At 61.7% G+C, this 20655-nt stretch carries 18 protein-coding genes; 9 read left to right on the top strand and 9 right to left on the bottom strand.

Going from position 1 to position 20655, the window contains the following annotated elements; all coding sequences use genetic code 11:
• Window positions 1–29: 29 nt before the first annotated feature.
• The 3 genes from ACEN2T_RS14840 (at window position 30) to ACEN2T_RS14830 (ending at window position 4425) form a co-directional block, all read left to right on the top strand.
• Entirely contained in the window at window positions 30–1772 is a 1743-nt protein-coding gene (locus ACEN2T_RS14840) for an ABC transporter substrate-binding protein (RefSeq protein ID WP_032889572.1), read from the top strand.
• Window positions 1773–2089: 317 nt separating this feature from the next.
• Complete coding sequence (locus ACEN2T_RS14835) at window positions 2090–3469, top strand: iron-containing redox enzyme family protein (RefSeq protein WP_442116918.1); 1380 nt, start codon at window positions 2090–2092, stop codon at window positions 3467–3469.
• Between the two features lie 11 nt (window positions 3470–3480).
• The gene (locus ACEN2T_RS14830; RefSeq protein ID WP_122765455.1) at window positions 3481–4425 is read left to right on the top strand and encodes a N5-glutamine methyltransferase family protein; all 945 of its coding nucleotides are present in this window, start codon (window positions 3481–3483) and stop codon (window positions 4423–4425) included.
• Between the two features lie 113 nt (window positions 4426–4538).
• Here the strand turns inward: ACEN2T_RS14830 and ACEN2T_RS14825 are convergent, their stop codons facing one another.
• Together ACEN2T_RS14825 and ACEN2T_RS14820 are read right to left on the bottom strand one after the other, a co-directional pair.
• Window positions 4539–4970: a hypothetical protein gene (locus ACEN2T_RS14825; RefSeq protein ID WP_442116917.1), complete on the bottom strand. Its 432-nt coding sequence runs from the start codon at window positions 4968–4970 to the stop codon at window positions 4539–4541.
• Window positions 4971–5955: 985 nt separating this feature from the next.
• Window positions 5956–6744 (bottom strand): AraC family transcriptional regulator, encoded by a 789-nt coding sequence (locus ACEN2T_RS14820; protein ID WP_095184469.1) that lies wholly within the window; start codon window positions 6742–6744, stop codon window positions 5956–5958.
• 85 nt (window positions 6745–6829) lie between these two features.
• On the opposite strand from ACEN2T_RS14820, the gene ACEN2T_RS14815 reads away from it, so the two are divergent.
• From ACEN2T_RS14815 to ACEN2T_RS14805, 3 genes are all read left to right on the top strand, one after another.
• Window positions 6830–7828, top strand: coding sequence for a bile acid:sodium symporter family protein (locus ACEN2T_RS14815; protein ID WP_099602696.1), 999 nt, complete (start codon window positions 6830–6832; stop codon window positions 7826–7828).
• Between the two features lie 77 nt (window positions 7829–7905).
• Window positions 7906–8268: a type 1 fimbrial protein gene (locus tag ACEN2T_RS14810; RefSeq protein WP_095184471.1), complete on the top strand. Its 363-nt coding sequence runs from the start codon at window positions 7906–7908 to the stop codon at window positions 8266–8268.
• 123 nt (window positions 8269–8391) lie between these two features.
• Entirely contained in the window at window positions 8392–9576 is a 1185-nt protein-coding gene (locus ACEN2T_RS14805; protein WP_032889558.1) for a sugar transporter, read from the top strand.
• 39 nt (window positions 9577–9615) lie between these two features.
• Here the strand turns inward: ACEN2T_RS14805 and tal are convergent, their stop codons facing one another.
• The 7 genes from tal to ACEN2T_RS14770 form a co-directional block, all read right to left on the bottom strand.
• Window positions 9616–10539 carry a transaldolase gene (tal, locus tag ACEN2T_RS14800; RefSeq protein ID WP_442116916.1) on the bottom strand — a complete coding sequence of 308 codons (924 nt, stop codon included), beginning with the start codon at window positions 10537–10539 and terminating at the stop codon, window positions 9616–9618.
• Between the two features lie 24 nt (window positions 10540–10563).
• Window positions 10564–11517 (bottom strand): sugar-binding transcriptional regulator, encoded by a 954-nt coding sequence (locus tag ACEN2T_RS14795; protein ID WP_032889554.1) that lies wholly within the window; start codon window positions 11515–11517, stop codon window positions 10564–10566.
• 45 nt (window positions 11518–11562) lie between these two features.
• Window positions 11563–12363: an SDR family oxidoreductase gene (locus tag ACEN2T_RS14790; RefSeq protein WP_095184473.1), complete on the bottom strand. Its 801-nt coding sequence runs from the start codon at window positions 12361–12363 to the stop codon at window positions 11563–11565.
• A gap of 11 nt (window positions 12364–12374) precedes the next feature.
• Window positions 12375–13154, bottom strand: coding sequence for an SDR family oxidoreductase (locus ACEN2T_RS14785; RefSeq protein ID WP_442116948.1), 780 nt, complete (start codon window positions 13152–13154; stop codon window positions 12375–12377).
• A 156-nt stretch (window positions 13155–13310) separates the two neighbouring features.
• Window positions 13311–14819, bottom strand: coding sequence for a sugar ABC transporter ATP-binding protein (locus tag ACEN2T_RS14780; RefSeq protein WP_442116915.1), 1509 nt, complete (start codon window positions 14817–14819; stop codon window positions 13311–13313).
• A gap of 15 nt (window positions 14820–14834) precedes the next feature.
• Window positions 14835–15767: a sugar ABC transporter substrate-binding protein gene (locus tag ACEN2T_RS14775; RefSeq protein ID WP_032889545.1), complete on the bottom strand. Its 933-nt coding sequence runs from the start codon at window positions 15765–15767 to the stop codon at window positions 14835–14837.
• Between the two features lie 50 nt (window positions 15768–15817).
• Complete coding sequence (locus tag ACEN2T_RS14770; protein ID WP_050442857.1) at window positions 15818–16825, bottom strand: ABC transporter permease; 1008 nt, start codon at window positions 16823–16825, stop codon at window positions 15818–15820.
• A 362-nt stretch (window positions 16826–17187) separates the two neighbouring features.
• Between ACEN2T_RS14770 and ACEN2T_RS14765 the strand changes: the two genes are divergently transcribed.
• From ACEN2T_RS14765 to ACEN2T_RS14755, 3 genes are read left to right on the top strand one after another with little or no spacing between them, the layout of a single operon-like run.
• Window positions 17188–18024: a transketolase gene (locus tag ACEN2T_RS14765; RefSeq protein WP_032889543.1), complete on the top strand. Its 837-nt coding sequence runs from the start codon at window positions 17188–17190 to the stop codon at window positions 18022–18024.
• The gene (locus ACEN2T_RS14760) at window positions 18014–18946 is read left to right on the top strand and encodes a transketolase family protein (protein ID WP_179178814.1); all 933 of its coding nucleotides are present in this window, start codon (window positions 18014–18016) and stop codon (window positions 18944–18946) included. Before ACEN2T_RS14765 ends, ACEN2T_RS14760 begins: the two co-directional genes overlap by 11 nt.
• Window positions 18947–18951: 5 nt before the next feature.
• Window positions 18952–20427 (top strand): FGGY family carbohydrate kinase, encoded by a 1476-nt coding sequence (locus tag ACEN2T_RS14755; RefSeq protein ID WP_442116914.1) that lies wholly within the window; start codon window positions 18952–18954, stop codon window positions 20425–20427.
• Window positions 20428–20655 lie beyond the last annotated feature (228 nt).

The following is a 20655-nucleotide window of genomic DNA, read 5'->3' as shown; positions in this document are numbered from 1 at the left end:
CCTTATAAATAAACAACCTGGAGGTCTCTATGTTGAATAAGAACAATAAGCTGCGACATAGCATTTCATTGGCTGCCGTACTGGCCCTCAGCGGTTTGAGCGCCACGGCTTGGGCCGATGCGTACGAAGATGCCGCGAAAAAATGGATCGGCAGCGAGTTCAAACCGTCCACGCTCACGGCTGAGCAGCAGCTTGAGGAGCTCAAGTGGTTTATCAAAGCCTCGGAACCGTTCCGTGGGATGAAGATCAACGTGGTGTCGGAAACCCTCACCACCCACGAGTATGAATCCAAGGTGCTGGCCAAGGCCTTCAGTGAAATCACCGGGATCAAGCTGACCCACGACCTGCTTCAGGAAGGCGACGTGGTCGAGAAGCTGCAAACCCAGATGCAGTCGGACAAGAACATCTATGACGGCTGGGTCAACGATTCCGACTTGATCGGTACGCACTTTCGCTATGGCAAGACCGAATCCATCACCGACCTGATGGCCAATGAAGGCAAGGACTTCACCTCGCCGACCCTCGACCTCAAAGACTTTATCGGCCTGTCCTTCACCACCGCGCCGGACGGCAAGATCTACCAGTTGCCCGACCAGCAATTCGCCAACCTTTATTGGTTCCGCGCCGACTGGTTCGAGCGCCCGGAGCTCAAAGCCAAGTTCAAGGAGAAATACGGTTATGACCTCGGCGTGCCGGTGAACTGGTCGGCCTATGAAGACATCGCCAAATTCTTCAGCGAAGACGTCAAGGAAATCGACGGCAAGCGCATCTACGGGCACATGGACTACGGCAAGAAAGACCCGTCCCTGGGCTGGCGCTTCACCGATGCCTGGTTCTCCATGGCCGGCGGCGGCGACAAAGGCCTACCCAACGGCTTGCCGGTGGACGAGTGGGGCATTCGCGTGGAGGACTGCCATCCGGTGGGCTCCAGCGTGACCCGCGGCGGCGACACCAACGGCCCGGCCGCTGTGTTTGCTACGCAGAAATATGTGGACTGGATGAAAGCCTATGCGCCACCGGAAGCGGCGGGCATGACCTTCTCCGAGTCGGGGCCGGTGCCGTCCCAAGGCAACATCGCCCAGCAGATCTTCTGGTACACCGCGTTCACCGCCGACATGGTCAAACCGGGCTTGCCAGTGGTGAATGCCGACGGCACGCCGAAATGGCGCATGGCGCCGTCGCCCGTGGGACCTTACTGGGAAAAGGGCATGAAGAAGGGCTATCAGGACGTAGGCTCCTGGACCTTCCTCAAATCCACGCCTGAGAAGCAAAAACTCGCGGCCTGGCTCTACGCGCAGTTCGTGACCTCCAAAACCGTCTCGCTGAAAAAAACCATCGTGGGTTTGACGCCGATTCGTGAGTCTGACATCAACTCCCAGGCCATGACCGACATGGCCCCCAAACTCGGCGGTCTGGTGGAGTTCTACCGCAGCCCGGCGCGCACCGAGTGGTCACCGACCGGCACTAACGTGCCGGACTACCCACGCCTGGCGCAACTGTGGTGGAGCAACATCGCCTCGGCCGCCAGCGGCGAGAAAACCCCGCAACAGGCGCTGGACAACCTGGCCAAGGAGCAGGACGCGATCATGACGCGCCTGGAACGCTCCAAAGTGCAACCGGTGTGCGGCCCGAAAATGAACCCCGAGCGTGACGCGCAATACTGGTTCGACCAACCGGGCGCACCGAAACCGAAACTGGCGAACGAGAAGCCAAAAGGCGAGACCGTGAGCTACGGCGACCTGCTCAAGTCGTGGGAGGCGGCGCGTAAATAACAGGTCTGCTGGGTTTCTGTGACGAGGGAGCTTGCTCCCGTTGGACTGCGCAGCCGCCTCATTTTTGGGGGCGCTTCGCGGCCCAACGGGGGCGGCACCCTCGCCACATCTATCAGTGCCTCTCGGCGCCATTCGAACCGAACTCCATGGCGGTCAGAACAACTGACCATCGCCGCTGATCCGTACCTTGCCAACCCCGATTGAATTTTCCGCATACCCGCAGGTTCTGCATTTTAGAAGCGTGTGGTTTTCAGCGCTCTTGCGGGGCCTCCTTGTCGGGAGGCCTGGTTGTATCGGACTTTGCGGAAACTGCCATCATGACGCTACTTACAGCGCTGTCGGGCCAACCGGCCTCTATCACCCACCCGGTTCACGGTCAGTATCGCGGGGTTTACCAGCAGCTCTATCGCGAAGCTCCGGGCGCTGAAGAGGCTGCGCGGGCGTTTCTGCAAGGGCAATTGAGCCAGGTGCGCGAGGCGTCGTCCGAGCTGCCGCCATTGCCTGAAGAATTGTCGGCCTGGATCGAGCAGCGGTGTGCCGATGTCGCCCAGGCCTACGCCGGGTACTTGGAACAACGCCAGCAAGGCCATCCAAGGCGCTACTTCCAGAACAAAGCTCAGGCGTTGTATTTCCTGCAACGCGTGGCGCCGACCAAACAGGTCGACGGCGCCTGGCTCAACGGTTTGCTGCGCTATTGGCAGGACCCGCGGTTCGACAGCCTGCTCACCACCTACCTGGAAGAATTGGGCGACGGCGAAGCGGCGCAGAACCATGTGCTGATCTACCGCAAATTGCTCAGCGACCACGACACCGACAGCGACGCCGGCCTCGACGACGCCCACTACCAGCAGGGTGCTCTGCAGCTGGCGCTGGGACTGTGTGCCGAAGCGTTTTTGCCGGAAATCATCGGCTACAACCTCGGCTATGAGCAGCTACCGCTGCACCTGCTGATCACCGCCTACGAATTGAGCGAGCTGGGGATTGACCCGTATTACTTCACCCTCCACGTCACCATCGACAACGCCAGCAGTGGCCACGCGTGCAAGGCGGCGCAGTCGGTGCTCAGCCTGCTGCCGCTGGGGGAGGGCCGTGCGGAGTTCTACCGGCGCGTTGCCGAGGGTTATCGCTTCAACGATCTTGGCCCTGGCACGCTGGCGGTGATCGACGCGTTTGATCTGCACGACGAGGTGGTCGCCATGCTCGAACGCAAGCGCACCTTCGGCCAGCACATGCATTCGGACTACTGCCGCTTCGAGGGCAAGACTGTCAACCAGTGGCTGGCCCAGCCGGGCCAGGCCGGCGCGTTTCTCAAGGCGATGGAAGACAAGGGCTGGATCAAGCGCCACCAGGACCCGGCCGACAGCCGCTTCTGGCAATTGATCGAGGGCGCTGGCGCTGCGATGTTCGGTGTGTTCAGCGGCTATGAGAAACAGGTGCTGCATGACTGGATCGCCGGCGACTGGATCAGCGGCGAGCGCATCGCACCCGTGCGGCCGGGGCGCGGCAGCCGGACTTCCCGCGAGCACCATCGCCCGGCCGACCCGGATATTCAGGCGCTGGTGGATTCGTTGTGGAATTTGCCCGATGAGCAGCAGCTCACCGCACTGTTGCCCTGGCTCTCGGCACGCCGTCACTGCACGCCTGCCGGGTTGTATGCGACTCGCCGATTTATCCAACTGCGCGCACGTCTGCGCTAAGGAATTCACCCATGTCTGCGCAACAACTCGCTGATCGCGCCCTGCTGAACCTGGGCCGGGGCTTGAAGGAAAACGGCTACCGTTTCATCACGCCGACGCCGTTGACCCATGAACGGTTTTACCAGCGTCTGGGGACGCCGCTGGCGGTGGACCTGCGTGACGTGTTCGGCTGGTCCATGCCGTTTGATCACGGGCTGTTACCTGATGCCTTTCGCGAAGAATTGCAGCAAGCCGATGTAGTCGAGCAGCACGATTCGCTGTGGCGCAGCACGGTGCGGTGGTCGAGCCTGAGTGATCTGTTGTTCGCCCATTCGGCGTATCCCACCACACAGGCGGATGCGGTGTTTTTCGGGCCGGACAGTTACCGTTTCGCGCAACTGATCGAGGCTCATCTGCAGCAGCGTTTCGAGCCGATTAAGCGCGTGGTGGATATCGGCTGCGGCGCAGGTGTGGGCGCGCTGATGATCGCCCGCGCGCGGCCTGACGCTGAAGTGCTGGCGGTGGATATCAATCCGCGCGCCTTGCGCCTCACGGCGGTGAATGCCGAGTTGGCGGGGCTGGTCAACCTCAGCGCGTACCACAGTGATGTGCTGGGCAGCGTCCAAGGCGAGTTCGATTTGATCGTCGCCAACCCACCCTATATGAACGACGACCGCGAACGCGCCTATCGGCATGGCGGCGGGGCGCTGGGTGAGGAACTGTCGGTGCGTATTGTCGGCGAGTCCCTCCCACGCCTGGCCTTGGGCGGCAGTCTGGTGCTGTACACCGGGGTGGCGATCGTCGCCGGGGAAGACCCGTTCCTGAAAGCGGTCATGCCTTTATTGGGCAGCGATGCAGTGGGCTGGACCTATCGCGAACTTGACCCGGATGTGTTCGGCGAAGAACTCGACAAACCGGGGTATGAGCGCGTGGAGCGTATCGCCGTGGTCGCGCTCACCGTTACGCGCTTGTTCTGACGCCGCCCAAGCCAGTGGCGCCGACACGCAGGCATGCCTGCGTCAGATGGTGGACCGTCTTCTGGCCCAGAGTCGGGGTGACTGCTGATCAGCTGCCGGCCCGAGCTGAAAGGTCAGGCTGCCGCTTGCGGTTGCAGATGCAGCTCGTCGTCGACTTCCTTGACCAAGCCGCTGGCAAGGAACAACGGTGCCAAGCGCTTGTGCAGCTGTGGCTCGACAAATTCCTTGACCGTATCCAGTGCCAAAACGCCACTGAGCGGCAACTCGGCCTTGGAGTACGACAACCATGCCTTCTTCAGCGCCATCAGCACATCACTGCCCGCTGTGGAGGCAAAGCGGCGTTGGGTCGGTTTACTGTCGAAGTTGAAAGTGTGCTGGAACTCATAGCCGCTTTCATCGCCACCGCTGGCACTGCAGCGGATGCAGGTGCACGGGCCATCACCGAAGGCGCTGCGCAGGTAGGCGTTGAAGTCCACCACGGGCTTGAGTGACAGACGCTTATCCACCTCGAACAGGTCCCCAGTCATTTTTTCGTCAGTGTTCAACGTGCATTTCCTCGCGGGTCTGTGGCCGTTTTTCAAAGCGCGGCACAATAGCAGTCGGGCGAAGTGTGGAACAGCATTTCCACGCAGAGCGGGCTGGTGCCTGGCATGCTACGTGGGTTGATCACTGAAACTTGCGGGGAGGGGGGGACCCGATGAGTATAGGGCTCTACACAACTCCCAGAGGCTGACACAACTCCCTGAGCCTCACACAACTCCCAGAGGCTGACACAACTTCCTGAGCCTCACATAACTCCTAGAGGCTGGCACATGACCCTGTGGTGAGCGGGCTTGCCCCGCGTTGGGCTGCGCAGCAGCCCCAAAACCAGACGCTGGGTTCTAACAGAAAAATCCCCACTTTTGCTGGCTGAGTACATATCCGTTGCTGCGGTAACGGCCGCCTAGGGTTCTGCTCTTACAGCAGTTCACTTTTGTAAAGGCCGGAATGCCAGCCCAGCCAAAAGTAACCAAAAGGCCTTCGCCCCACCACTCGGCACCTCGCCTAGGCTCGGTGTGCCCGTAATCCGACATTGATTTGAGGGGCCGCCGCCACGCGCTGTCCATGGCGCAGGGCCGCTAAACCGGCATCCCTGCCGGTTTACCCCCCAAATCAATGTCGAATTCCGGCCATCGTGGTTGACGGGGCGATTTCAGATCAAAAGCAAGGCCGCGCCGGCCTTAGAGCCGACCGGGTTCTCAGCTCCAACTCCGTCCAAATGTGGGAGGGGGCTTGCTCCCGATGAGGGTGTGTCAGTTGATGCAGCTGTGACTGACCCACTGCTATCGGGAGCAAGCCCCCTCCCACAGTTTGATCTCCATAGATCAGACAGATAGGTCCTAGCCTGCTGTCCTGCTTTTGCTCTGCTTTTGCTCTGCTTTTGCTCTGGCTTTTACATCCTTTTCACTGACGAAGTCAGCGGTCTGTTGATCTGCGCTTTTGATTGTGTGAATCGCCCCCGCCCACATTCGACCTTCAGTACCTGAGGCCTCACCGAAAGAACTCCCCCGGCGTCGCATCAAACTGCTGGCGAAACGCATTAATAAACGCCGACGTCGACTCATACCCACACCCCAGCGCCACATCCGTCACGCGTTCGCCTTGCTCCAGGGCGGGCAGGGCGCTCAGCAGGCGTAGGCGCTGGCGCCAGGCGCGGAAGGTCAGGCCGGTATCCCTCAAAAACAAGCGGCTGAGCGTCTTTTCGCTAAGCCCCAGTTTTTCGCTCCATTGCCCCAGTGTGGTCTGCTGCTCCGGGCGCAGGTTCAAGCTGCGGTAGATCTGTCGTAAACGTGGGTCGAGGGGCAGTGGCAGCATCAAGTCCACCTGGGGCGCGGCGGCGAGTTGGTCGAGTACCACTTGGGCCAGGCGCCCCTCGGGACCGTCCTCGGCATATTCCACCGGCAGCTCGCTGAAGCTGCGGATCAATTCGCGCAACAGGCTGCTCACCTCCAACACGTGGCAACACTCCGAGGCCCAGGCGGTCACGCTGCAATCGAGGTACAGGCTGCGCATTTCGGTGTGGGGCGAGCTGAACACTCGGTGCGGCATGCCCGCCGGGATCCACACCGCCCGCTGCGGCGGCGCGACAAAGCGGCCGGCGCTGGTCTGGATCTCCAGCACGCCTGAAATCGCGTAAGACAATTGCACCCACGGGTGGCTGTGGCGCCGGGTCAACGCGCGATTGGGCAAGGATTCGGTGCGCCCGTACACCGGCCGTGGCAGGCTGGACAGCCCGGGGATGCTGCGGCGCACCGTTTTGTCATGTCCTTTAGGCGGCATTTACTGGCTCATTGGCGTTAGTCGGTAACAAGCCGTTACGTTAGAGTCGCGGTGACGCTCTTGGCAACCCCTGGAAGATCCGCTTATGACACGCCCTCGTTTTCTGCCCGACAACTTCACCCTGACCCTGATCGCCACGGTGATCCTCGCTTCCTTGCTGCCCGCCAGCGGCCAGACCGCCGTAGCCTTCGGTTGGGTCACCAACCTGGCCATCGCGCTGCTGTTCTTCCTGCACGGCGCCAAGCTGTCGCGCCAGGCCATCGTTGCCGGGGCCGGCCACTGGCGCCTGCACTTACTGGTGTTCAGCCTGACCTTCGTGCTGTTCCCCTTGTTGGGCCTGGCGCTCAAGCCGGTGCTGTCGCCGCTGATCGGCAAAGACCTGTACATGGGCATGCTTTACCTCTGCGCCTTGCCGGCCACCGTGCAATCGGCGATTGCCTTCACTTCGCTGGCGCGGGGCAATATCCCGGCGGCGATTTGCAGCGCGGCGGCGTCGAGCCTGTTCGGTATCTTCCTTACGCCGCTGCTGGTGACGTTATTGCTTAACGTGCACGGCGAAGGCAGCTCCACGGTCGATGCCATCCTGAAAATCAGCGTGCAACTGCTGCTGCCTTTTATCGCCGGGCAAATCGCGCGGCGCTGGATCGGCGAGTGGGTGGGCCGCAATAAGGCCTGGCTCAAATTCGTCGACCAAGGCTCGATCCTGCTGGTGGTCTACGGCGCATTCAGCGAAGCGGTCAACGAAGGCATCTGGCATCAGATCCCACTGTGGGAACTGGGCGGTCTGGTGGTGGCCTGCTGCGTGTTGCTGGCCTTGGTGCTGGTGGCGTCGAGCGTGCTGGGCAAAGCGTTTGGCTTCAATCAGGAAGACCGGATCACCATTTTGTTCTGCGGTTCGAAGAAGAGCCTGGCCACCGGCGTACCCATGGCACAAGTGCTGTTTGCCGGGGCGAGCATGGGGGTGTTGATTTTGCCGTTGATGCTGTTTCACCAGATCCAGTTGATGGTCTGCGCGGCGTTAGCGCAGCGGTATGCCAAGCGTCCTGAAAGCGTTCCGGAGTTGATGGCGCAGGTGGATCCTTGATTCAAACCGACGAATAACCTCAAGTTACTGCTCAGCCCGGCGACTTACTGCTTACTGGCCCAAGAAGGAGTGTCGGCATGAGCAGTAAAGGTATTTCGGTAATCGCAGGCCTCCTCGGCCTATGGGCAAGTACATGCGGCGCGGCGCAGTCCGTGGGGCAGGGCACCATCGCGTTCAGTGGCAGCATCGTCGAGCCAGGGTGTGCGACAAATGCGCGCAGTGGGCTGGTGACGGAAGGCAAGGGCTGTGTCGCTTCCGGTCGTGCCAATCGCTTCGACGTGCGCAGTTTGATGCCGGTGGCGGGTGTCGCCGTTCCCCGGCTATCGCCTGTTGCAGACAGCGGCCTTGGGCGTGATCACGATCAGCGGTATGTGCTGGTAGACAGCGCCGGCCAGCCGATTGTGTCGGGCAAGTACGTCGTCACTGTGACCACACCGTGACAAAACTGAGGGTGTTTTGAGGGGTATCGGCGTCAACAGCCAGCCGAGAAACCTATAGAATGCCAAGCGGCGGCGCTTGTCCTGGGTGGCCGTTTGATCATCGCCAGAGTACCTCGCCTTTCAATGAGCATTTCAGCCGCAACCCCCCAAGCCAACTGGCAACCGGTCATCGCCCTTGCGCTGGCCGCGTTTGTGTTCAATACCACCGAATTCGTACCGGTCGGCCTGCTGAGCGCCATTGGTGCCAGCTTCGACATGCCCGTGTCCAGCGTCGGCCTGATGCTCACCATCTACGCCTGGATCGTGTCCCTGACCTCACTGCCGGTGATGCTGCTGACCCGTAACGTCGAGCGGCGCAAATTGCTGATCGTGCTGTTCGGCATGTTTATCCTCAGCCATATCCTTTCCAGCGTGGCCAACAGTTTTGGCTTGTTGATGGTCAGCCGGATCGGCATTGCCTTGTCCCATGCGTTGTTCTGGTCGATCACCGCGTCCCTCGCGGTGCGCCTGGCGCCGGAGGGCAAACAAGTGCAAGCCCTCGGGTTGCTGGCCACCGGTACGTCATTGGCGATGGTGTTGGGGATTCCTCTGGGGCGTCTGCTCGGCGAGGCCATGGGCTGGCGCACTACCTTCCTGGTGATCGGCGCTTTCGCCGCCGCTCTCGTGTTCTGGCTGGCGCGCACGTTGCCACCGTTGCCGAGCCAGAACTCCGGTTCCCTGCGCAGCCTGCCGCTGCTGTTCAAGCGCCCGGCGCTGGTGGCGCTTTACGTGCTCACCGCGCTCACGGTGACCGCGCAATTCACCGCCTACAGCTACATCGAACCCTTCGTCGAAGGCGTGGCCGGGATGGATGGCAGCGCCGTGACCCTGATCCTGCTGGTCTTCGGCGGCGCGGGCATCATCGGCTCGTTGCTGTTCAGCCTGGTGCACCGCTTCAACCCGCACCTGTTTGTGGTCGGCGCGGTGTTTATCCTGGCCGCGTGCCTCACGCTGATGCTGCCCTTGAGCGGCGCCGAGTCGTACCTGGTGATCCTGAGCATTTTCTGGGGTATGGCGATCATGGGCTTCGGCCTGGCCATGCAATCCAAAGTGCTGGTACTGGCGCCGGACGCCACTGACGTGGCCATGGCGATGTTCTCCGGCATCTACAACATCGGCATTGGCGGCGGCGCCCTGATGGGCAGTTGGGTCGGCAGTCACTTCGGTTTCGCCTGGATTGGCGTGGCGGGGGGGATGCTGGCGGCGGTGGCGTTGATCGGGTATTGCCTGGCGATTCGCAGGTTCGGCACGGGTGTGGCACAAAGCTGATGCAGGAGCGAGCCAGCTCGCTCCTGCAGGTTGACGGCGTTACAGCCCAGCCAACAGCGCCTCCAACTTCTCCTGATCCCGCGCAAACTGGCGAATGCCTTCGGCCAGTTTTTCGGTGGCCATTGCATCTTCATTCGACGCCCAGCGGAACTGCGCTTCGGTCAACGGTTGGCGCGCTTCACCGGCCGCCCCAGGTTGCAGCTTGCGTTCCAGCGGCCCGTTGTCTTCGGCGAGCTTTTGCAGCAAGTCCGGGCTGATGGTCAGGCGATCACAGCCGGCCAGTTGTTCGATCTGGCTGAGGGTACGGAAGCTGGCGCCCATCACCACGGTCGGGATGGCGTTGGCTTTGTAGTAGTTGTAGATGCGCGTCACCGACTGCACGCCTGGGTCTTCAGCCCCGGTGTAGTCCAGGCCTGTGCTCTTGCGGTACCAGTCGTAGATGCGGCCCACGAACGGCGAGATCAGGAACACGCCAGCGTCGGCGCAGGTCTGAGCCTGGGCGAAGGAGAACAGCAGGGTGAGGTTGGTCTGGATGCCGGATTTTTCCAGGCGTTCGGCGGTGCGGATGCCTTCCCAGGTAGAGGCCAGTTTAATCAGCACGCGGTCGCGGCCGACGCCGGCCTGGTCGTACAGGGCGATCAATTGGTTGGCCTTGGCCCACAGCGCGTCTTCATCGAAGGACAGGCGCGCGTCGACTTCAGTGGAGATGCGCCCCGGAATCACCTTGAGAATGCCGCAGCCCACTGACACCGCGAAGCGGTCACACGCCAGGCCTACATCGCCTTTGGATGACGACACCGCATTGCGCAGCAATTCGGCGTATTCCGGGATCGCAGCGGCTTTGAGCAGCAGTGACGGGTTAGTGGTGGCGTCGACAGGGCGCAGGCGGCTGATGGCTTCCAGGTCGCCGGTGTCGCAGACCACGGTGGTGAATTGCTTGAGTTGTTCGAGCTTGGACGTCATGAGCGGCTGTCTCCAAAAAATAGGTTATTGGTTGAGGGCCTGTGCGGTATCCAGGTCGGTGATCAGGATGTCCAGGTAGCCGCCCTTGAGCGCGCCGCGTATTGCCTGGACCTTGTTCAGCCCGCCGGCCAGGCCGAGCACGCGGTGGATTGAGCGCAGCTTGGGCAGTGCCACCGACACCACGAATTCTTCATCTTCTTCCAATACCGGCTTGCCCTGGGCATCGAAGTAGCGCAGGCAGATATCGCCCACCGCACCGCGCTCGGCCAGCAGGCGCAGCATGTCTTCGGTGTAGTAGTTGCCGCTGTTGCGCAGCAATTGCGAGGGCTCCAGGTCGCCGATGCCGACGATCGCCAGGGTGATGCTGTCAAAGCGTTGCAGCACTTCCTTGACCTCTTCCATCTGCACGATGCGCTGCTTGCTCTGCACCGATTGCTCAATGCTTTGGGACGGCAGCAAATACGCCGGGCAGTTGAGCAGGGTGGCCAGGCGTTGGGTCAGCAAGGTGGCTTCGAACGCGCCTTTGTTGCCGACGCCACCGAGCAGTTGCACCACTTCCTCGGCGCCTTGCTTGCCCGACTGCGCATGCAGGTGGCCGACCATGGCGCGAATGGTGCTGCTCCACGATGAAATGCCGATATGGTCCTGGGGCGACAGGCTGGTTTCCAGGTAGTGCGCAGCGGCCGAGCCGATGGCTTGCTTGATGCTTTCGTCATTGCCGGGCTCGGTGGCTTCCACCACGATCACCCGGCGCACGCCGTAGCGACGTTGCAGTTGGGTTTCCAGTTCCAGGTGCAGGCCTTGCAGGCGCATCACGCTGATCTTCACTACGCCTTCCTGCAGCGCCCGGCGCAGGGCGCGGCTGATAAAGGACTGGGACAGGTCCAACTGCGTGGAGATTTCGGACTGCTTGAGCCCTTCTTCGTAATAGAGGCTCGCGATCTTGGTGATCAGGCGCTGTTCTTCGATCTGGCTCATGAAAGCCTCAGTTATTGACACAATGGCCGTGAGGATACCAAACCCTTACGACATGATCAGGCCGCCGTCGATATTGATCGCCTGGCCGGTCAGGTACGCCGCGTCGTCGGAGGCCAGGAAGGCCACCAGACCCGCCACATCCGAGGGTTTGCCGGCACGGCGCAGGGGGATGTTCTTGACCCATTCGGCCATCAATTCACCCTTGCCGTAGCGTTTTTCGTCGGTGCTGAGGATCTCGCCCCACACGCGGTCGTTGTAGTCCCACATCTCGCTTTCGATGATGCCGGGGCAGAATGCGTTGACGGTGATGTTATGCGGCGCCAGTTCCAGGGACAGGCTTTGGGTGATGCCGATCACGCCCATTTTGCTGGCGGCGTAGTGCGGTGTGTAGATAAACCCCTGGCGACCCTGGCCGGACGAGGTATTGATCAACCGCCCGCTGCCTTGCTTGACCATGTACTTGGCCGCTTCCCTGCACCCCAGCCACACGCCGGTGGTGTTGACCTGTAGCACCTTGTCGAAATCAGCGCGGGGCATTTTGTCGTAGTGGTCGATGGTGATGATGCCGGCGTTCTGCACCGACACGTCGATGCTGCCGAAGCGGGCGTGGCCTTCGCGGTAGAGCTTCTCGATATCGCTTTCGTTGGTGACGTCGATGCCGAGGGCGAGGGCGCTCACGCCGTATTCCTGGGCCAGTTGGTCGGCGGTGAAGGTCACCCGCTCCAGGTCATTGGAGGCCAGCACCAGGTTGGCGCCTTCCTGAGCGAAGCGCTCGGCTATGCCGGCACCAATGCCACGGCAGGCGCCGGTGATCACTACGGTTTTACCGCTGAAACGTTGCGACATCACAAGACTCCTTACCAGCACACAAAGCCGCCATCGACCAACAGGTCGACACCGGTGCAGAAAGACGACGCCTGGCTGACCAGGAAAATTGCCGGGCCGACCATTTCTTCCACGCCGGCCATACGGCCCATGGGCGTGGTCTGTTCAAAGATCTTCACCTGGTCGGCGACTTCCGGGCGCGAGTTCATCGGCGTGGCGGTGTAGCCGGGGCTGATGCAGTTGACGCGCAGGCCCTTGTCGGCCCATTCCATCGCCAGGCTTTTGCTCAGGTGGATCACCCCGGCCTTGGAGGTGTTGTAGTGCGCCTGTAACAGGCCGCGGTTGACGATGCTGCCGGACATGGAGGCGATGTTGACGATTGCACCTTTGCCACGCGGCAACATCACGGCGGCCTGGGCCTGGCAGCTGAGGAAGATGCCGGTGAGGTTGATGTCCAGTGTGGTTTGCCAGCGTTGCAGTTCCAGGTCTTCGGCGGCCTGGGCATTGGCGATGCCGGCGCAGTTGACCGCCACGCTGAGTTCGCCGAGTTCCTGTTCGGTTTGTGCGACCGCTGCATCCAGTGCGGCGCGCTCGGTGACGGTGCCGCTGAGGGCCAGGGCACGCCGGCCCAGCGCCTGGATGCGCTCGACCGTGCTGGCAATGCCGGGGCTGCCCGGAAGATCAAAGCAGGCAACATCTGCGCCGGCTTCGGCCAGCCCGACAGCGATGGCTTGGCCGATGCCGCTGCCGGCGCCGGTGACAAAGGCCACTTGGCCCTGAAGACTGAAAAGCTGCATGGATAACTCCGTTATTTGAAATCACAGTGGACCTGTGTGGGAGGGGCGGTGCGACGACTCGACTTGCTCCCGATAGCAGTGGTTCAGTGACAGATGCTTCTACTGACACTCCCTCATCGGGGGCAAGCCCCCTCCCACATTTGATCGCCATTGTTTGTGAGGACCGGGTTCCTAGGCGGTGGCCATTTCCATCACCGACACCGGTGTGGCCTCGCCACGCTCCAGAATCCCCATCTGCCGGCCTCGGCTCATCACCATCACCCGATGGGACAAGCCCAGCACTTCATCCAGGTCGGAACTGACCACAATCACCGCCATGCCCTTGGCCGCCAAGTCCGCGATCACTTCATAAATCGCCGCCCGCGCGCCCACGTCGATGCCGCGTGTTGGCTCATCCAGAATGAACACCTTGGGGTTGCGTGCCAGCCACTTGGCAATAATCACTTTCTGCTGGTTACCGCCGGACAAACTGGAAATCCGCGACTGCGGCGAACCTTTCACGCCGAGCCGCGCCACCGCCGTTCGGGCGAATTCACGCAGCGGGGCAGGGAGCACCCAACCGCGTTTGTCCAGCAGGTCGGTGTTGCCGTAGACCAGGTTGTCTTCGATGCGATGTTCCACGACTACGCCTTGCTGTTTGCGGTCTTCAGGTACCAGCACTACACCGGCCTGAATCGCTTCAAACGGGCTACGCAGCTGGCGCACCTCACCGTCCAGCACCATCTTGCCCTTGATGTCCTGGGCCGCACCGGCAATGGTGCGCACCAGCTCCGTACGCCCGGCGCCGACCACGCCGGCAATGCCGAACACTTCGCCGGCACGCACGCTGAAGTCGATGCCATGCAAGGCGAATTCGCGGCAGGTCAGGTCTTTGACCTGCAACATCACCTGCTCCTGCGGCGCCTGCAGCGCGGGGAAAATCCGCTCCAGGCTGCGCCCGACCATCTGCTCCACCAGCTCGCGCACCGGCACTTGCGCGGTGGCATGCAGGGCGATCTGACGACCGTCGCGCAGCACCAGCACGCGGTCGGCGATGCGCGCGATTTCTTCCAGGCGATGGCTGATGTAGATAAACGACACGCCTTCTGCTTTCAGCCGTTCCACCTGCTTGAACAGCAACTCGGTTTCTTCAGCGCCCAGCGCAGCGGTGGGTTCATCGAGAATCAGCAAGCTGGCCTTCAAGGTCAGCGCCTTGGCGATTTCCACCAATTGCTGGGCCGCCACACTCAGGCCTTCGACCTTGCGCGACGCCGGCACGTTGAGCCCCAGGCGTTCCAGTTGGATCTGCGCCTGGGCCTCGATGTAGTCGCGATCGACCCGCCCGTAGCGCATGGGCAGGCGACCGACGAAGATGTTCTCGGCGATCGACAATTGCGGCAGCAGACGGATTTCCTGGTGGATCAGGCCGATACCTGCGCCCAGTGCCGCACCCGGCGAGGCGGGTGCATACGGCGCGCCGAGCCAGGTCATGCTGCCGCCAGCTTCGGGTTGCACGAGGCCTGCGATGATCGACGACAACGTCGACTTACCGGCACCGTTTTCACCGAGCAGGGCCAGCACTTCACCGCGGCGAATATCCACATTGACCTGGGACAAAACCTGCACCGGGCCGTAGGCCTTGCTGATATTGCGCAGGCACAGCACCGCATCGGCGCTGCTATCCAGAGCTGCTGCTTGCATGACGACCTCCAAGGCTTACGGGTGCTGTTGCAGGAACGGCGCGACGTTTTCTTTGGTGGTCAGCACGGTGGGCAGCAGTTGCTCCTTGGGCACGGCTTTGCCGGCTTTGAGGTCAATCGCCGAGGCCACGGCCAGGCGCCCCATTTTCTGGGTCTGCTGAGTCATGGTGGCGTTGAGCACGCCGCTTTCGACGGCCTTGAGCCCGGCGACGTCGCCGTCAAAACCGACGACCACGACCTTGTGATCCAGGTTGCCGACCTTCACCGCTTGGGCAGCGCCCAGTGCCATCGCATCGGCGCGGCCGAAGAATACGGTGATATTCGGATCACGCTGGAGCAGGTCCTGGGCCACGGCGAAGCCTTTGTCCTGAGCCCATTCGGCGGGTTGCTGGGCCACGACCTTGAGGTCCGGGAAGGCTTTCAGGCCCTCCTCGAAACCCTTGGCGCGATCATTCTCCGGCGTGGTGCCGAGTTGGCCTTGCAGGATCGCAATACGGCCTTTGCCGTCGGTGATCTTGCCCACGTACTCGGCCAGGGTCTTGGCGCCGGCCACGCTGTCGCTGGCGATAAAGGTGTCGCCTGGTGCGTCGGGGGCGTTGCGGTCCACGGCGATCACCGGGATACCGGCGGCCTTGGCGGCTTTGACGGGCACACCGGCGGCGGTAGCACCGGCGGGGATATAGATCAGCACGTCGATCTGGCGGGTGATCAGGTCTTCAATCTGGCTGACCTGGGTCGAGGAGTTGCCTTGGGCGTCCACGGTGATCACCTTGATCCCCTTGGCCTTGCCCTCGGCTTCCACCGATTGCTTGATCTGGTTGAAGAAGTCGGCCTGCAGGTTGGCCACGGCCAGGCCGATGGTCAGGTCCTTGGCCCAGGTGGTGCCGGCAGCGGTAAGGGTCGCGGCCGCCAGAGCAGTGGCGATAAGCAGTTTCTTGGGGCTGAACATGTCGGTGACTCCTGGTTTTATTGTTGGAGGGTGTCAACTGTCGAACAGGTTTAACGGGCAGTACTGGAACGGCGTCGCAGGGTATCGATGGTCACGGCGAGGGCGATGACCACGCCGATCACCACTTGTTGAATAAACGGGGAAACGCCCAGCAGGTTGAGGCCATTGCGCAACACGCCAATGATCAGCACGCCCACCAGGGTGCCGCCGATGCTGCCGACGCCGCCGCTGAGGCTGGCCCCGCCAATCACCACGGCGGCAATAGCGTCCAGTTCCAGGCTGAGGCCGGCACTGGGTTGGGAAGAGTCGAGGCGCGCCGCCAGGGTCACGGCGGCGATGCCGGCCAGCGCGCCGCTGATGGCGTACACCCACAAGGTAATCGCACGCACCTTGATGCCGGACAGGCGCGCCACTTCAGGGCTGCCGCCCATGGCGTAGAGGTTGCGGCCGCCGGCACGAAAGCGCAGGAACACCCACGCCACCAGCAGCATCACCAGAAACAGCCCGACGGTTGCCGAGAGAAAGCCGAAGTGCCGCACCGTGGCCAGGCTGGTGAACCACTCCGGGTAGCCGACGATCTGCCGGCCTTCGGTGAGGATATTCGCCAGACCACGGGCCACGGACATCATGGTCAGCGTGGCAATAAAGGGTGGCAGCTTGGCGTAGGTGATCAACGCGCCGGACACCAGCCCGGCGAGCATCCCGGTGGCAATCGAGATCGGAATCGCGAAGCCCAGCGGCACTGCCTGATCCTGGTAGAGCCAGCCGAGCATCATCATCGAGAAGGCCAGCACCGAGCCTACCGACAGGTCGATGCCGCCGATGACGATCACCGCTGTCATGCCGATCGCCAGGATGCCCAGCACCGTGACCTGATCGAGGATGTTCAGGCCATTACGCAAGGAGAAGAAGAATTCGGAACTGAAGGAGAAGACCAGCACCAGCAACACCAGCCCGATCAACGGGCCGCCGATGTTGCTGGGCAGCAGTTTCACAATACGTGGGCGGGGTGGCGGCTTGAGTTCGGCCGGGTGCTGGACAATAGCTTTGGCGTCCACAGTGTTCTCCTGATTTATTTTTTTTGGAGTGCTTTCAGGTCGCTTGAATATTTATGCGTGCCTGACTGTTAATTCAGATTCCAGTGACACCGTGGCAAAGTCAAGCGCTTAATTTTTCAGGTATGCCTCTAAACCGGCGCTTTCACCACGGCCAAAGCCACGGGATAGACCAGCCCGTGTGGGATTTTGCCCGTTTGTCCGAGGGATGTTTCTTCTATTTATTTCGTTTTTCCGTGGATCGCTCACTTGACCGCGCGGACGATCAGCGTCTAAATAGAAATATATTGTCACTGCTGAATAAATATTCAAACACAGCTTTGGACACTTTCACCTCACGTGGTCAGCCCCACAGGAGCCGCTGCATGAATGCCTTCCAGTACGACGCCCACCAGATCAAGGAACAGGCCCGCCTGATCCGCCGCCATGTGATCCACCTCAACGCCGATTCACCGGCGGGCGGTCACACCGGAGCGGACCTGTCGGAAACCGACATCCTCGCCACTCTGTACTTCCGCATCCTCAATACCGGCCCGGAACGCACTGAAGACCCTGATCGCGATATCTATATCCAGAGCAAGGGCCATGGCGTGGGTGGTTTGTATTGCTGCCTGGCACAGGCGGGCTATATCCCTACTGAATGGTTGCCCACTTACCAGCACTTCAATTCCCACTTGCCCGGCCACCCGGTACGCCAGAAAACCCCCGGCATCGAACTCAACACCGGCGCCCTTGGCCACGGCTTGCCAGTGGCAGTGGGGCTGGCATTGGCGGCAAAGATGTCCGGCAGCAAAAAACGCATCTACGTGCTGACCGGCGACGGCGAACTGGCCGAAGGCTCCAACTGGGAAGCCGCCATGGCGGCAGCCAAGTACGGGTTGGATAACCTGTTTGTGATCGTCGACAAAAACAAACTGCAACTGGCCGGCCTGACCGCCGAGATCATGCCGCTCGACCCGCTGGACGTGAAATGGGCCGCCTTCGGCTTCACCGTCAGCGAATGCGATGGCAACGACGTGGGCCAGTTGATCGAAACCCTGGAAACCATGCAGACCCAAACCGGCGCGCCCCAGGTGCTGATCGCCCACACCATCAAAGGCAAGGGCGTGTCGTTTATCGAAGCCCGCCCTGAATGGCACCACCGTGTGCCGAAGGGCGATGAAATCAATGCAGCACTGGAGGAGTTGAACCATGGCGAGTGAACATTTGGCGAGTGTCATGGTGCAGGCCTTTATTGATGCAGTCGACGCCGGGTTGGACGTCGTGCCAGTGGTCAGCGATTCCACGTCGACGGCCAAGATCGGTCCGTTTATGCAGCGCTTTCCAGAGCGGTTGATCAATGTCGGGATTGCCGAGCAGTCCTTGGTCAGCGTCGCGGCGGGGCTGGCGCTGGGCGGCAAGATTGCAGCCACCTGCAATGCGGCGCCGTTTCTAATCTCTCGCGCCAATGAGCAGATCAAGGTGGACGTCTGCTACAACCAGGCCAATGTGAAAATGTTCGGCCTGAACGCCGGTACCAGCTATGGCCCGTTGGCCAGCACCCACCACAGCCTTGACGATATTTCTGTGATGCGCGGCTTCGGCAATGTGCAGATTTTTGCCCCGGCGGATGCCGTCGAGTGTCGGCAGATCGTCGATTACGCGCTGCGTTACCACGGCCCGGTGTATATCCGTCTCGATGGTAAAGCCTTGCCGGACGTCCACGGCGCCGACTATCAGTTTGTGCCCGGTCAGGTAGACATCCTGCGCCAGGGCGCCGATGTGAGCATCGTGGCCCTGGGCTCGGTGGTGCATGAAGCGGTGGATGCGGCGGCCTTGCTGGCGGAGCAGGGCATCCAGGCGCAGGTGATCAACCTGTCGTCGATCCGGCCCTTGCAGCGTGATGTATTGCTCAGCGCCTTGAGCGGCACCCGCGCCGTCATCAGCGTGGAAGAACACAACGTTAATGGCGGCGTCGGCAGCCTGGTCGCTGAAGTGCTGGCTGAAGCCGGGTTGGGCATTGCCCTGATCCGCCTGGGTATCGGCGATGGCGAATACGCCGCCGCCGGCGCCCGCGAACCGACCCGCGCCTTGCATAACATCGACGCGGCTGGGATCGTGGCGGCTGCCACTCGGTTGCGGTGAAATCAATGAATAACAACACCCCGCTGATCCTTGCGATAGATGAAGGCACCAGCAACGCCAAGGCGGTGCTGGTCAACGAACTGGGCCAGGTGATCGCGCGCGGTTCGCGGCCCTTGAGCATCAGTCATCCCCAGGCCGGGTTTTCCGAGCAGGACCCGCTGCTGATCTGGCAAAACACGTTGGCTGCGATTGAAGAGTGCCTGGCCCAGGTAGATCGACCGATCACTGCGCTCGCGATCAGCAACCAGCGTGAATCGGTGGTGGCTTGGGATAGGCATACCGGTGAGCCATTGTCGCCGTGCATCAGTTGGCAGTGCCGACGCTCTACGGCGTTATGCACGCAACTGCATGCGCAGGGTCATGAAGCGCTGATCCTGGAAAAGACCGGGCTGGCGTTGGACCCGATGTTCTCGGCGGGCAAATTTCGCTGGATTCTCGACAACCTGGAAAATGGTCACGCCCGCGCCGCTGCGGGTGATATTTGCCTGGGCACGGTCGACAGCTGGCTGTTGTGGCAACTCAGCGGCGGCCAGGGTTTCGCCACCGACTATTCCAACGCCGCACGCACTCAGTTGTTCAACCTGCACTCCTGCGCCTGGGATCCTGAGCTTTTGGCACTGTTCGGCATTCCTGCTGCGGCCTTGGCGCCGATCCAGCCGAGCGCCGGGTTCTTCGCCGAAACCGTCGCCGTGGGCGGCTTGCCCGCCGGTATCCCGGTGATGTCGATGATTGGCGACTCCCATGCCGCGCTTTACGGGCAGGGCGGTTTTGCGCCGGGTCTGGTCAAGGCCACCCTCGGCACCGGTTCGTCCTTGATGACGCCCATGAGCGGGCCGATTGCGTCCACCCATGGCTTGTCCACCACATTGGCCTGGCATGACGGCAGCCAACCCACCTTCGGCATGGAGGGCAATATCGTCCATACCGGCGCTGCCGTGCAGTGGGCGTCGCGCCTGGTGGCTGGCGAATCCCTGGATGCCTTGACCGAACATGCTGCGCAACTGCCGGATAACGGCGGTGTGTATTTTGTCCCGGCGCTGTCGGGCCTCGGCGCACCGCACTGGAAGGCCGACGCCCGTGGGCTGATCTGCGGGTTGACCGAAGCCACCTCCGGCGCGCACATCCTGCGCGCCTCGCTGGAATCCATCGGCTATCAGATTCGCGATGTGTTTGAGGCGATGCAACAAGACATCGGCAGTCCTTTGAAGGAACTGTGGGTGGACGGCGGCGCCACGCGCAATCGCTGGCTGATGCAGTTCCTTGCCAACCTGCTGCAACGCCCGGTGGTGCGCAGCCTGTCGCCGGAGGTGTCGGCGCTGGGCGCAGCGCACCTGGCGGGACGGGCGTTGGGCGTGTGGGTGAGTGATACGGCGCTGGGGCAGTTGGAGCGCCAGCGCGAGCGGTTTGAGCCGCAGGATGACCCCGCAATGGCAGGGCGTTATGCAGAGTGGAAAAAGGCTTTAGCCCGAACACTCCTCTAACGGCATATGCAAACCCACTGTGGGAGGGGCGGTGCGACGATTCGACTTGCCGCCGATGAGCATAGGGATCTACATAACGTTGACTCAACACTGAACGTCCGGCAGATAGGGCTGTTGTGGCGAGCGGGCTTGTCCCGCGTTGGGCTGCGTAGCAGCCCCAAAACCAGCCTCAACAGAGTGTCTGATACACCGCATTCTTCTTGACTGGGGCTGCTTTGCAGCCCAACG

This window comes from Pseudomonas sp. W22_MBD1_FP4, assembly GCF_052113765.1.
Taxonomy (GTDB): domain Bacteria; phylum Pseudomonadota; class Gammaproteobacteria; order Pseudomonadales; family Pseudomonadaceae; genus Aquipseudomonas; species Aquipseudomonas sivasensis.
This window is presented reverse-complemented; position numbering and strand designations above follow the sequence as displayed.